The organism is Thioalkalivibrio sp. ALRh, assembly GCF_000381425.1.
Lineage (GTDB): Bacteria > Pseudomonadota > Gammaproteobacteria > Ectothiorhodospirales > Ectothiorhodospiraceae > Thioalkalivibrio.
The window spans coordinates 450907-463711 of the sequence record NZ_KB906519.1 but is presented as its reverse complement, the minus strand read 5'-3'; the positions used below and the strand labels follow the sequence as shown (position 1 = coordinate 463711).

General features: G+C 67.7%; 11 protein-coding genes. 3 read left to right on the top strand and 8 right to left on the bottom strand.

Features of this window, described 5'->3' with window-relative positions:
• Positions 1-63 precede the first annotated feature (63 nt).
• From F791_RS0102205 to hisI, 5 genes are all read right to left on the bottom strand, one after another.
• Positions 64-1872, bottom strand: a complete 1809-nt coding sequence (locus tag F791_RS0102205) for a long-chain fatty acid--CoA ligase (protein WP_019592114.1) — start codon at positions 1870-1872, stop codon at positions 64-66.
• Between the two features lie 80 nt (positions 1873-1952).
• A complete protein-coding gene (locus F791_RS0102200) occupies positions 1953-3071 on the bottom strand; it encodes a nickel/cobalt transporter (RefSeq protein WP_018994669.1) in 1119 nt (372 codons plus the stop codon).
• A gap of 69 nt (positions 3072-3140) precedes the next feature.
• Positions 3141-3797, bottom strand: a complete 657-nt coding sequence (locus F791_RS0102195; RefSeq protein ID WP_018138308.1) for a DUF1007 family protein — start codon at positions 3795-3797, stop codon at positions 3141-3143.
• A gap of 2 nt (positions 3798-3799) precedes the next feature.
• Positions 3800-5224 (bottom strand): cysteine--tRNA ligase, encoded by a 1425-nt coding sequence (cysS, locus tag F791_RS0102190; protein ID WP_018138307.1) that lies wholly within the window; start codon positions 5222-5224, stop codon positions 3800-3802.
• On the bottom strand, positions 5221-5664 hold the full coding sequence (hisI, locus tag F791_RS0102185; RefSeq protein ID WP_026182199.1) for a phosphoribosyl-AMP cyclohydrolase: 444 nt from the start codon (positions 5662-5664) through the stop codon (positions 5221-5223). Before hisI ends, cysS begins: the two co-directional genes overlap by 4 nt.
• 290 nt (positions 5665-5954) lie before the next feature.
• Here hisI and F791_RS0102180 point away from each other — a divergent pair, with 290 nt between their 5' ends.
• The 3 genes from F791_RS0102180 (at position 5955) to F791_RS0102170 (ending at position 9257) form a co-directional block, all read left to right on the top strand.
• On the top strand, positions 5955-7322 hold the full coding sequence (locus F791_RS0102180) for a PAS domain S-box protein (RefSeq protein WP_018174720.1): 1368 nt from the start codon (positions 5955-5957) through the stop codon (positions 7320-7322).
• Between the two features lie 168 nt (positions 7323-7490).
• The gene (locus F791_RS0102175) at positions 7491-8471 is read left to right on the top strand and encodes a M14 family metallopeptidase (RefSeq protein WP_018993691.1); all 981 of its coding nucleotides are present in this window, start codon (positions 7491-7493) and stop codon (positions 8469-8471) included.
• A gap of 6 nt (positions 8472-8477) precedes the next feature.
• The gene (locus F791_RS0102170) at positions 8478-9257 is read left to right on the top strand and encodes a sulfite exporter TauE/SafE family protein (RefSeq protein WP_018993690.1); all 780 of its coding nucleotides are present in this window, start codon (positions 8478-8480) and stop codon (positions 9255-9257) included.
• Positions 9258-9387: 130 nt separating this feature from the next.
• On the opposite strand, the gene F791_RS0102165 is transcribed toward F791_RS0102170, so the two are convergent.
• The 3 genes from F791_RS0102165 to F791_RS0102155 form a co-directional block, all read right to left on the bottom strand.
• The gene (locus tag F791_RS0102165; protein ID WP_019592113.1) at positions 9388-10446 is read right to left on the bottom strand and encodes a GTP-binding protein; all 1059 of its coding nucleotides are present in this window, start codon (positions 10444-10446) and stop codon (positions 9388-9390) included.
• Between the two features lie 63 nt (positions 10447-10509).
• Positions 10510-12051, bottom strand: coding sequence for a S10 family peptidase (locus F791_RS0102160; protein ID WP_019592112.1), 1542 nt, complete (start codon positions 12049-12051; stop codon positions 10510-10512).
• On the bottom strand, positions 12045-12800 hold the full coding sequence (locus F791_RS0102155; RefSeq protein ID WP_019592111.1) for an FKBP-type peptidyl-prolyl cis-trans isomerase: 756 nt from the start codon (positions 12798-12800) through the stop codon (positions 12045-12047). The genes F791_RS0102160 and F791_RS0102155 overlap by 7 nt, the downstream gene beginning before the upstream one ends.
• Between the last annotated feature and the right edge of the window lie 5 nt (positions 12801-12805).

Below are 12805 nucleotides of genomic sequence, written 5' to 3'. Positions count from 1 at the left end.
TTTCGACGTCTCGCGACTGCGCGAGACATGAGCGGTGAGTGGGGCTCAGTCTGTGCTCGGGTCTCAGTGACCGTCGTGGCCGGCGTACATCGCCTCGATGGCCTCGTTGTAGTGCTCGACGATCACCGGGCGCTTGAGCTTCATGGTCGGCGTCAGCATGCCGTTGTCTACGGACCAGGCCTCGTGGGTCACATGCACATGGCGGATCTTGGCGTAGCCGGGGAAGTCGCGTAGCTGGTACTGGATGCGCTGCAGCAGGGCGCGTTCGGCCTTGCGCGGCAGCCGCCCGTCGGCCTCGGCGTCGAGGCCGTGGTCGCTGGCGAACGAGGCCCAGGCCTCCGGTTCCGGAACGACCAGGGCGGTCAGGAAGGAGCGGTTGTCGCCGACGATCATCACCTGGTCGAACAGCGCATCCAGCGCGATCGCCATCTCCATGTCGGCCGGCGGGACCTTCTCGCCGTTGGTCAGCACCAGGATGTCCTTGATGCGACCGGTGATGAAGACATGCCCGCTGTCGTCGATGCGGGCCTGGTCACCACTGTGCAGCCAGCCGTCCGCGTCGATGGTCTCGTGGGTGGCCTCCGCATTTTTCCAGTAGCCGAGCATCACGCAGGGGCTGCGGGTGAGCAGTTCGTCCATCTCGCCAATCTTCACCTCCACCCCGGGCAGCGGCTTGCCGATCGAGGCGGGCAGGTTGTTGTCCGGGGTGTTCACGGTGACCACCGGGCTGGCCTCGGTCATCCCGTAGCCGTGCAGGACCGGCAGGCCCAGGCCGATAAAGAACTGGGCGATCGGCGGTGGGAGGGGGGCGCCGCCGCAGACCGCGAAGCGCAGCTCGCCGCCCAGGCGGTCCAGTACCTTGCGCGCGACGATGCGCTCGAGTACGGGCCAGAGCAGGAAGCCGGGAGACCATCCGCCCCGGCCCTGCTGGTGCTCGAAACGCTTCCAGCCGATATTGACGGTCGCCTTGAACAGGGCGCGGCCGAGGCCCGATTTCTGTTTCAGGCCGGCCTGGATGCGGCCGTGTACGCGTTCGTAGATGCGTGGTACCGAGATCAGCACGGTGGGGCGCACGTTGACCAGGTCCTCTCCCAGGGCCTGAATGGAGCGCGCGAAGGCGACCTCGGCACCGATCAGCATGGGCATGTACAGCCCGGCGGTGCGTTCCAGCATGTGCGACAGCGGCAGGAACGAGAGGAAACGGTCGGCGGGCGACAGCGGGCCGGTCTGCGAGGAGGCCCAGGCGTTCTCCAGGATGTTGCGGTGCGAGAGGATCACGCCCTTGGGGCGCCCGGTGGTGCCGGAGGTATAGACGATCGTGGCCATGGCCTCCGGATCGAGGTCCGGGTGGTGGAACTCGGTGCCCTCGTGCCGCGCGAGCCAGTCTTCCAGCTCGATCACGCGCTCGTCGTCGGGCTCCGTATCCTCGCCGCCGATGTTCACGATGCGCCGTAGCGATGGCATGTTCTCGAAGTGCTCGGACAGCCGTCGACTGTGGGCGCTCTCGCCCAGCAGAAGGATGCGCGCCTGCGTCTGGCCGATGATGTAGGCGACGTTGTCGGGACGATCGTCGGTGTACAGCGGGACCGGGACCAGCCCCAGCCCCATCGCCGCTTGGTCAAACGCGACCCACTCGCGTGAGTTGCCGAGCATCAGTGCCACGCGTTCGCCAGGCTTGAGGCCCTCCGCAGCCAGCGCGGCCTGCCAGCGATCCACCATCGTTCCCATCTCGCGCCAGGAGGTCTGCTGCCACCCTCCGCTTTCGCTGTTGTACTGGCGATAGGCCGGGGCATCCGGCGTCTGCTCGACGCGGACACGGAACAGCGAGGGGAGGGTCGGGGCCTGGTCGGGACGGATCGCGGAATCGGACATCGGCGCGTCTCGCAGCTTGGAGTATGTTCGGGACGTTAGAGGACCCGGACCTGTGCGGCAACCTTGGCGTCTGTGGCGTTCTACAGTCCCAGCGGGTGGGCGGCGGGCCGGTAGGCGACCGCACCAATCACCAGGCTGATACCGATCAGCGCGATGATGCCGCCACCGGCAAGCCCGAAGGCCGGGCCTACGTAGGTCAGGCGGCCGACGCGCGTCGGGCCCAGCCAGCGGCGGGTCCAGTCGCGTGCGGAGACGGCCAGTGTGGCCAGAACGGATACCGTGGCCGCGGTTCCCAGCGACATCGCCAACACGGCCAGCACGCCAGCCCAGGCCAGACCCAGGGCCGCCGAGACCGCCATGATCAGCACCGCGCCGGAGCAGGGGCGGATACCCACAGCCGCGACCGTACCCCACCAGGTCCCGCTGTGGTTCGGGTCGACATGATGCGGGGTGCCGCAGCCGCAGTGATCGTCGTGGGTGTGGTGGTCATGGTGGTGATGGTCTGCGTGCTCATGCCGGGCCTCCGCACGTGCCTGGGCATGGGCCTTGTGCAGGCGCCAGGCGTGGCGCAGGGCACGCAGCATCAGCCAGACCCCCAGCAGGGCGACCAGCGCGAAACTGGCGATCTCCAGGGTGCGCACCTGGCCCAGCGTATCGCGCGCCAGCCAGCCGAGCAGGCCGATCAGCACCCCGACCAGCACAATGGCCGTGACCCCCTGGGCCAGTGCCGAGACGGTGGAGAGCAGGATGCCGCGTTTCAGGTTCTGGGGCTGGGTCAGCAGATAGGCGCTGATGACCGCCTTGCCATGGCCGGGGCCGGCCGCGTGGAAGACGCCGTACAGCAGGCTGACCAGGATCAGGGCGCCGGCCGTCTGGGCGGTGGGGGCGTCGCGCAGGGCGTGCAGTCCCTGAGTGAGGTCGCGATGCAACTGGCGCTGCGTCTGCAGCATCCAGGCGGTGACGCGCTCCAGTGCCCCGGGTGGATCGGCAAGTGTCTCGGGTACCGGTGCGGTGGCGGTATCCGGCATGGCCGAGCGTTCCTCGGCCTCGGTTTCGCCCGCAGGGGTGCCGCCGCCCAGCGGATGGGCCGATTCGCCGGCGTGGGCGCTGAAAGCGCCCAGCAACAAGAAGAGCCCCAGGGCCAGGAGGACCAGGGGGCCAGTGAGGCCGTGAAGTCGATGGGCGGGGGCGACGATCATATCGTTACACTATAACGCTGTCCTGCGGATTCATCGAACGGTTTTCGTTCTAATCCTGTGTGGTCGCGCTCAGTCCGAACGGTTCCGGCATTGCAGGGTGGCGGTCTCGGCAAAGTGGCGTCCGAGATTGTCGACAGGACTGCGGTCCTGACGTTCCAGGGTGGCGGCATAGCGCATCAGTTGCGGGTCCGGGCGCGCCTCTTCGATCTGTACCTCGCAGCCCTGGCGATTCTCGATATGCACCACGTCGTCCGCGTCGTGCAGGACCTCGATCCAGTAGGTCGGGTCGAATACGCGATAGGTGAAGCCGCTGGCATCCTCGAGGGCGTGCTCGGCCAGCGGCAGGTCGAAGCGCAGATAGAGCCGCCGGTCCTCCAGCGAGAGCCGGGCGTTTTCCGCCCGGGGTACCGCGATCTCCGCGTCGTCGTGGCGCAGCTCGGTGAAGTAGTCGTAGGCGGCCAGGTTTTCCAGCATGCGCTCGGCGACCCGATCCAGCGCCTCGTCGATGCCGATATCGCCTTCCAGGTCCCGGGTCATCTCTTCCAGCAGCATGTGGCTGTAGGTCGGATCGATCAGCCAGGCCTGCTGCATGCGCTCCAGCTGGCCGTTGTCGTCGAACACCAGCCCCACGCGCAGGTCGATCCAGGCGTGGGGGTGTGCCAGCGCAAGGCCCGGGATCAGTAGCGCCAGGCCCAGCAGGAGTCGCCGGATGAGGCGTCGGGCCATGTTCAGGCGACGCTCCCGCTGCGCTGCCAGCGTGTCCCCTCCGGGGTGTCCTCGAGTTCGATCCCGCGGGCGGTGAGCTCGTCGCGGATGGCGTCGGCGGTGGCGAAGTCGCGGTTCTGGCGCGCGGCCTGGCGGGCGGCGATGCGTTCCTCCACCCAGGCGGCGAGTTCGTGGTCCTCGCCATCCCCCTGGAACCAGGCCGTCGGGTCCTGCTGCAGCAGTCCGAGCAGCCCGGCGCCGGCCATCAGTTCGCCCTTCAGGCGGGCCCGTTCGGCCGCGTCGCCAGCCGCGGCCAGGGCATCCGCCAGGCGGTGCAGGGCGGTGATGCCGCCGGGGGTGTTCAGGTCATCCAGCAGCGCCGTGAACACCGGGGTCTCGGCGGCGTTCACGGGGGCCGGTTCGACATCGGCGTGGTCGCGCAGCACGCGGTAGAGCCCGTTCAGGGCATTGCGCGACTGGTTCAGCGTGTCCTCGGAGAAGTTCAGCGGCGCGCGGTAGTGGCGCGACAGCAGCGCCATGCGCAGGACCTCGCCCGGATAGGCCTGCAGCAGGTCGTGCAGCAGCTGGAAGTTGCCCAGCGACTTGGACATCTTCTCGCCGTCGATGGTCACGTGCCCGTTGTGCACCCAGTAGCGGGCGTAATGCGTGCCGTGCTCCGCGCAGCCCTCCGCCGCGCAGCCCTGGGCGATCTCGTTCTCGTGGTGGGGGAAGACCAGGTCGTGCCCACCACCGTGGATGTCGATCATCGCGCCCAGGTGGCTGCGGATCATCGCGGTGCATTCGAGATGCCAGCCGGGGCGGCCATAGCCCCAGGGGCTGTCCCAGCCCGGTTCGCCTTCGGCGGCCGGCTTCCACAGCACGAAGTCGCCGGGGTGGCGTTTGTAGCTGGCGACCTCGACCCGGGCGCCGGCCTGCATGTCCTCCAGCGTGCGCCCGGACAGCGCGCCATAGTCTGGATAGGAGGTGACGTCGAATAGCACGTGCCCCTCGGCCGGGTAGGCATGGCCGCGCTCGATCAGCCGTTCGATCAGCTCGACCATCGGCTGGATGTGATCCGTGGCGCGCGGCTCGAGGGTCGGCGGTAGCGTGCCCAGCTCGGCGATGTCCTCGTGGAAGGCTCGGGTGAAGCGCTCGGTCAGCGCGGCGATCGGTTCGCCGTTCTCCGCCGCGGCCTTGTTGATCTTGTCGTCGACGTCGGTGATGTTGCGCGCGTAGATCACGTGCTCCGGGCCGTACAGCTCGCGCAATACGCGAAACAGCACGTCGAACACCACCACCGGGCGGCCGTTGCCCACGTGTACCCGGTTGTAGACGGTGGGGCCGCAGACATAGAGCGTGACGCGTTCGGGGTCCTGCGGACGAAAGGGCTCGTCGCGCCCGCCGAGCGTGTTGTGCAGGATCAGCTCGCGGCCGGGGTTGGCGCTCATTTCGTGTCGTCCTTGTGGCCGTACAGGGTCTCGGGGGCGATCTCCGGGTCGCTGGTGATCACGGCCTCGTCGTTGTCGATCTGCACGTAGAAGCAGCTGCGCCGGCCGGTATGGCAGGCGGGGCCGGTCTGGTCGACCTTCAGCAGGATGGTGTCGCCGTCGCAGTCCAGGTGCAGCGATTGCAGCTGCTGCACCTGACCCGACTGCTCGCCCTTGCGCCACAGCGCCTGGCGCGAGCGCGAGTAGTAGCACACGCGCCCGGTGCGCAGGGTCTCGTCCAGCGCCTCGCGGTTCATCCAGGCCATCATCAGGACCTCGCCGCTGTCGAACTGCTGGGCGATCGCGGGGATCAGGCCGTCCGAATTCAGCTTGAGTTTTTCCAGCACCTCGGCGGCTGGCTGGCGGGTGCTGCGCGAGGCTTTTTCCAGTGTCTTGAACATGTACGCCGGCATAGCGGAAACCAGCGCCAAGGGTACCATTCTGCGCCCGTGATGAGCAGAACGGGACGCGCATCCCGATGCGACTTCCGGGAAAACCGTTGTGGCCCGATATCGAATGCAAACAGCGAGCACGGGCCGTTGGCAGCCTGTGCCTTGGAAGCCCTTGCATCCCCGGGCCGGCTGGTCGATCCTCAAACGAAATTAGCAACACGCAGGCGGATTTCTGCGCGGGCTGGGGAACGGGATTGAGGCGCGACACGAGGGACAAGGCCGGTATTCCCGACAGAGGAGTGAGTGCCTGGCGTACCGCCAGCTGGGTGGCACTGGTCTATCTGGCGCTCGGGCTGCTGTGGATTGGGCTGTCCGACAAGGCGTTGCTGTGGCTGGTGGACGATATCCAGTTGCTGGGCTGGTTGCAGACGGTCAAGGGCTTTTTCTATGTCACTGTGACCGCACTGGTCCTCTTTCTGCTGTTGTACTGGGTGCTCGCGGCCCGTGACCAGGCCTCGGCCGAAGCCCGTTATCTGACCGAAGTGGTCAATCGCTCGCCGGTAGTCGCCATCGAGTGGGCCGCGCGTCCCGGCTGGCCGGTGGTGTATGTGTCCCCGAATGTGCGGCGCTGGGGCCTCGAGCCGGAGGATTTGCTGTCCGGTGCGGCGGACTATGCGCAACGGATTCACCCGGACGACCGGGAGGCCATCATCAAGGACGTGCACCGGCATATGGAACGCGGGCCGGACGAGTATGTGCAGTACTACCGCCTGGATGTCGGGGAGACGCGCTGGATCTGGGTCGAGGATCGGACCTGGCTGGAGCGGGACTCCGGTGGCGAGATCCTCGGCTTTCACGGCCTGCTGACGGATGTAACCGAACGGGTCGAGGCCGAGCGTGGCCTGCGCGACAGCGAGAAGCGCTTTCGGGCCATCTTCGACAACGTGCAGGAGGGTATTCTGCTGCAGGACTTCGAGACGGGTGCCTTTGTCGGAGCGAATGCCGCGTCGCTGGCCATGTATGGCTACGAGCACGAGGCGATTCTGCGTTGCACGGTCAGCGATCTTAGCGCCCAGGAGCCCGGCTACGAGGTCGAACGCCAGCAGGCCTTGATCAACCGCGCGCGACATGGCGAACAACTGTCGTTCGAGTGGCGCGCTCGCCACCGTGACGGCCATGTCTTCTGGGTGGAAGCGAATCTGCAGGCAACCGAGATCGCCAACGAACGTCTGCTGCTGGTGACCCTGCGCAATATCGAATCACGCAAGAAGGCCGAGCAGGCGTTGAATCGCCAGGTGGATCGCCTGGCACGCGCCGAGCGTCATGCGGGCCTCGGTTCATGGGAGTACGTGGTCGAGACTGGTCGCCTGTGGTGGTCCGATCACCTGTATGACCTGATGGGGCTGGATTCTCGCCACCATACGCCCAGTCTGAGCGAAGTCTGGAATGTGCAGTTCGACCCGGATGCCGGAGATGCGGAAGAACTGCGAGAGGTCTTGCGTAAGCTGGCCCCCGGTCAGGAGGGTGTTGGGCGGCGGTTCCGGCTGCGGCGGCATCCCTCGCGCGGCGAAGAGCGCTGGTTCAGCCTGGTGGTGGACTCGGTGGTCCAGGGCGACGACGGTCTGCACGCGGTCCAGGGGACGATGCTGGATATCACGGATCTGTAGCGGGAAGAGTCGTTATGTCGGGGGGTGACAGCGGAAGGGCCCAAATACGGTCCCGCTGTGACCGAAACAGCGGTTTGACCTCTTCCGCTTGAAGTAGTCGCCCGTTCGCGCTCACGGGGTGCGAGCGTACAATGGCGAGCTGATTCCCCGTTCGCCGGAGCTCTCGATATGTCGTCCCAGCCGCACCCCACCGCCATGCGTTCCCTGACCTTCCACGGCCTGACCCCGGGGCCGCGGCTGATCGTGCTGGGTGCGGTGCATGGCAACGAAACCTGCGGCACGCAGGCGGCCGAGCGGTTGCATGACGAGCTGGAGAGCGGCGAGCGTCGCCTGCAGTGCGGGACGCTGACGCTGGTCCCGCGCACGAATCCGCTGGCCTACGAGCTGGGGCAGCGCATGGGCGAGCGCAACCTGAACCGCAACTTGCGCGTGACCGAGGACCCGCAGGACTTCGAGGACCGCATCGCCAACGTACTGTGCCCGCTGCTGGCGGCGCACGACGTCCTGCTGGATCTGCACTCGTTTCATACCGGCGGTCAGCCGTTCATCATGCTGGGCCCGCGGAACAACGAGGGCGGACTGGAGGACTTTGCCCGTGCCCGCGAGGAGGAGGCCCTGGCCGCCTGCCTCGGCCCGCGGCGCATGGTCGAGGGCTGGCTGGATACCTACGCGCGCGGGGTCGCCCGGCGCATGAAGAACCCGAACGCCAGTCACCGCGCGCAGATGCTGTCCACCGACCCCAGCTACGGCATCGGCACCACCGAGTACATGCGCTCGCAGGGCGGCTACGGCGTGACGCTGGAATGCGGCCAGCACGACGACCCGCAGGCCCCGGTGGTCGCCTATAACGCGATCCTCAATACCCTGGCCCACCTCGGCATGATCGAGGCCCCGGCCACGCCCGGGCAGGACGACCCGGAGGTCCTGCGCCTGGTCGAGGTGATCGACCGCGACCACCCCGATGACCGGTTCGTGCGCGAGTGGAAGAGCTTCGACCCCCTGCACGAGGGTGATGTGATCGGAGTTCGCGCGGACGGGACCGAGGTGAAGGCCCCGGCCGACGGCTTTATCGTGTTTCCCAACCCCAGCTCGCTGCCGGGCAACGAGTGGTTTTATCGCGCCGAGTTCAGTGACCGCCGCGTGATCTAACGTCCCGTGGAGTTCGCCTTCTCCGGCGTTGCCGTATTGCTGCTTGCCGCCGGGTTCTTCGCTGGTGCCTTGAATGCCCTGGCCGGGGGCGGCAGCTTTCTTACGCTGCCGGCCCTGATGGCCGTGGGGGTCCCGCCGGTGGCGGCCAATGCCACCGGGACCGCCGCATTGCTGCCCGGGTACGCCGCCAGCCTGCTGGTGGACCATCGACGCCTGCGTACCCTCTGGCGGGATCTGAGAATGCGCCTGCTGGCGCTGTTCCTGATCGTGGGTGTGCTGGGCGGGGCGCTGGGTGCGGCCCTGCTCCTGCTGACGGGGGATGCGCGTTTTCGGGCCTTCATCCCCTGGCTGCTGTTGCTGGCGACCCTGCTGTTCGCGTTGGGTCCGTGGCTGCAGCGTCGCGCGGCCCATGCGGCCCGCCCGGCACTGGCCCGGGTGGCGGGCGCGGGGCTTGGCTGCGTCTACGGTGGCTATTTCAACGGCGGGGTCGGCATCCTGCTGCTGGCGATCCTGCGGGGGCAGGGGATGGCCGACCTGGCACAGGCTAATGCCCTGAAGAACCTGCTCTCCACGGTGCTGACGCTGATTGCCGTCGTGGTCTTTGTCGTGGGTGGACAGGTGGTTGCGACCGGGCTGCTGGCCGTCGGGGCCGGGGCCATTCTCGGCGCCCGGGTCGGGATTGGGCTACTGGGGGTTCTGCCCGAACCGTGGTACCGGCATCTGGTTACGCTGGTGGGTGCCGGTACTACGGTGCTCTTCTTCGTCGATCCGGTCTGGCTGGGGTAGTGCTCTGGCGTTGGGTTGATGCAATTCGCGGGGCTCATTGCATCCTACGGTCATCTCGGAGGGGAGCTCGGGCGCGTAGGATGCGATGAGCGTAGCGAATCGCATCGGTTGCCCGGGCCGTCCCCCTGACTTATTGCGCGATACGCTGAGGGCCGGTGCGAGCCTGCTGCAGGGCCTGGTCGAAGTTGTCCAGCGCCTGGGCGTCGGTCTCCGGAAGGATGGCCTCGATGCGCGGGCGGGTGCCGGCGGCGGGCGCTTCCATGGCCTCGAGTCCGCCGTCGCCCGTCACGCGGTTGATGCGCTGCCAGCCCTGATCGGTCAGCACCAGACCCTTGAGGCGTTCTCCGGTGAAGCCGCTCACCAGCGTCTCCAGGACCGTGTGGTCGAACGCCTGCCCCTCGGGCAGCAGCCAGCTGCGGCCCAGGTAGCCATCGCCCCGGGTGTCGATGGTCACGGGTTCGTACCCGTGCTCGTTGGGTGCATGACCATGACCATGGTCGTGGTCGTGGTCGTGGTCGTGGTCGGGCGTGTCACCCGCGGATAGAAACGCCCGAGCCTCCGGGAACAGGGCCCCGCCGCGTTCCAGCCGGGGGTGCTCCAGCCACGCCGGTTCCACACATCCCTGGGTCGTCTCGACCACCAGCGGACGTGGTGGCGGCATGGCAGCGACAAACGCCTGCAGGGCCTCGCGATCCGCCTCGCTGTAGAGGTCCGCCTTGTTGGCCAGCAGGACATCGGCCAGTGCGATCTGGTCGTTCCAGTTCGGGTGTTCGCGGTGGCGGGGCGAGGATAGGTGGCGGGCGTCCATGACCGTGATCGTGGCGCGCAGGTCCAGCACGCCATCGTAGGGGGGCTGGGTGAGGGTGCGGATGATCTCGGCCGGGTGCCCGAGCCCGGTGGGCTCGATCAGGATGCGGTCGGGGTGCTGCGAGCGGATCAGCCGGTTCAGGCCGACGGTGAACATCTGCGCGGAGACGCAGCAAAGGCAGCCGCCGGGGATCTCCTCCAGCGCGACGCCGGTATCCGCGAGCAGGCCGCCGTCTACGCCGATCTCGCCGAATTCGTTGACCAGCACGGCCCAGTGCTCGCCCTCGGGGCGCAGTGCGAGCAACTGGCGGATGGTGGTCGTCTTGCCCACCCCCAGAAAGCCGGTAACCAGGTGGGTAGGGATGTCGTGGTGGGTGGTCATGTGGTGTTGGCCAGGTTGGCGGGCGGACCCGGGCAGCGGGCACGCCACGCGATTGGTTTCGGTTCAGTCGTCGGCGCGCAGTTCGCCCTGATAGAACGCCTCGGCGTCGTTGAACAGGGCTTCGTTGGTGTCCGCCCGCATGTACAGCATGTGCCCGCCCGGGTAGGCGCGCGGGATGATGCGCGAGTCGGCCTCGTCGCCGGCGGCGAACGCGATCTGGCCCAGCAGCCACTCGGTGGTGAAGTAGGGCGTGATCAGATCTGCCTCGCCATGCACGCTGAAGATCCGGAAGTCGCGGTTGAGCGAGAGGGCGGTGGCCAGCTCGTCCATCGCGGTGAAGTGTCCCTCGCGGCCGCTGGCCTCCCAGTCCCAGGCCCGGAACACGTCGCGACTGAGCAGGCGGTACTGGTGCCCGTGTTCCCAGTCCAGGGTGTTGCGCAGGTGGTCCAGCATCGCGGTGGACAGCGGGGCGGTCAGGCCGTCCAGGATCGCATCGGCTTGCGGCATGATGTTGGTGGGCACCGGGTCGAGGTTGTCGATGCCGCCGTCGTACAGGCTGACCAGCCGGCCTTCGTCCATCAGCAGGCCGCGCTGGGTCATGTCCAGCGTGATGCGTCCCCGTGTGGCCTTCAGGCGATCGCGCGACAGTCCGGTAAAGCGGGCGACCTCGCCGATCCAGTCGTCGTCGATCTGCCCGGGGTGGATCAGACCCTGCAGGTAGTCGCCCAGGGCGAAGGCCTCGGCCTCTTCCAGGCTGGGCGGGTCATCGCCCAGGCGACCCTGTGCCTTCGCGGCGGCGGTGATCGCCGGCAGGCTCAGGGCCCAGCCGATCGGGCGGGCGGTGCCGTGTTCCAGCATGCCGTAATCCAGCGCGGGCGAGATCAGCACTGTGCCGCTCAGGCTGATGCCGGAGCCCTTGGCAATGCGCGCCGGCAACGCGGCGGCGCGGTAGCCCCCGTAGCTTTCGCCTGCCAGGTACACCGCGTCGCCACGCCGGCCGTGTTCATCCAGCCAGCGTTCCAGCGTCTCCTCCATCGCGGCCAGGTCGCCGTCGCGGGAGAAGTACTGATCGGCTTCGCCGCCCATCACGCGCGAGAAGCCGGTCCCGACCGGGTCGATAAAGACCAGATCGGTAAACGCCAGCCAGGTCTTGGGATTGTCGACCAGCCGGGGCGGCGTGGAGGCGGCCAGACCCTGGTCGTCGGTCTCCAGTACCCGCGGCCCCAGGCCGCCCACGTTCAGGTAGGCCGAGGCCGCGCCGGGCCCGCCGTTGACCATGAAGGTGACCGGACGATCTTCGTCGCTGTCCACCGTGTAACTGACGGTAAACACCCGGGCATCGGGGTCGTCCATCGACTCGCCCAGCGGGACATAGCCGACCGTGGCCTGGTAGTCCAGCGTGCTGCCGTCGAGCAGTTCCAGCGAGTGCTCGGTGGTCACGGCCTCGGGCAGGGGGGGCGTCGGTTCAGTCTCGTTGGCCAGCAGGGGAGCGGACATCCCGGGACCGATCAGCAGGCCGAGCGCCAGCCCGTAGAACGGGCTGGCGCTGGTGCGCGATGCAGGTGTGGGTTTGAGCGGGCGTCGTGGCGGCGCCGTTATCAGCATTGAGCGGTCTCCTCGTGATCGGGGCAGTCATGGCGTACGACACGGTCATCGTCCAGCCATTCCATGATCCCGTCGGTCACGTTGTAGATCTTGTCGTAGCCGAGCCCCTCCGACAGGGCCTGGGCGAGTGCGCTGGTGCGGTTGCCGACGCGGCAGATCAGGATCACCTCGTCGTCGGAGTCGACCAGCGCGGTGAACTTGCTGCCGAACTCCGGGTTGAGGCTGCCGTCTTCCTCGAACGCGGTGATGCGATGGCTGCCTTCCACCACGCCCGTCTCGGCCCACTCGTCCGGGCGACGGATGTCGACGATGGTGACCCCCTCATCCAGCTTCTCGGCCAGTCCCTCGTTGTCCAGGCCGGTGAACGGGGCGCGCTGGACCTCGACGACCTCGAGTTCGAAGCGAAGGGTGGCGTTCGGCGGGATGATGTTGCCGGCGCCGCGCTCGCCGTAGGCCAGCTCCGGCGGGATGATCGCCTCGCGCTTGCCGCCCTCGCGCATGCCCTTCACCGCCTGCTCGAAGCCGGGGATCGTCTGGCCGGACCCGATGGTCACGGACAGGGGCTGGCCGCCGCGGCTGGAGTCGAACTCGGAGCCGTCTTCCTCGAGGCGTCCGACATAGTGGACCAGGGCCGTGTCGTGCCGTACGAGTTCGGGGCCCTCGCCCTCCTCGATGTCGCGAATCTCGATGCTGTCGGCCAGCGCGAAGGCCGGGGTCAGGAACAGGGCGAACAGAAACCAGGCTTTCATCATTT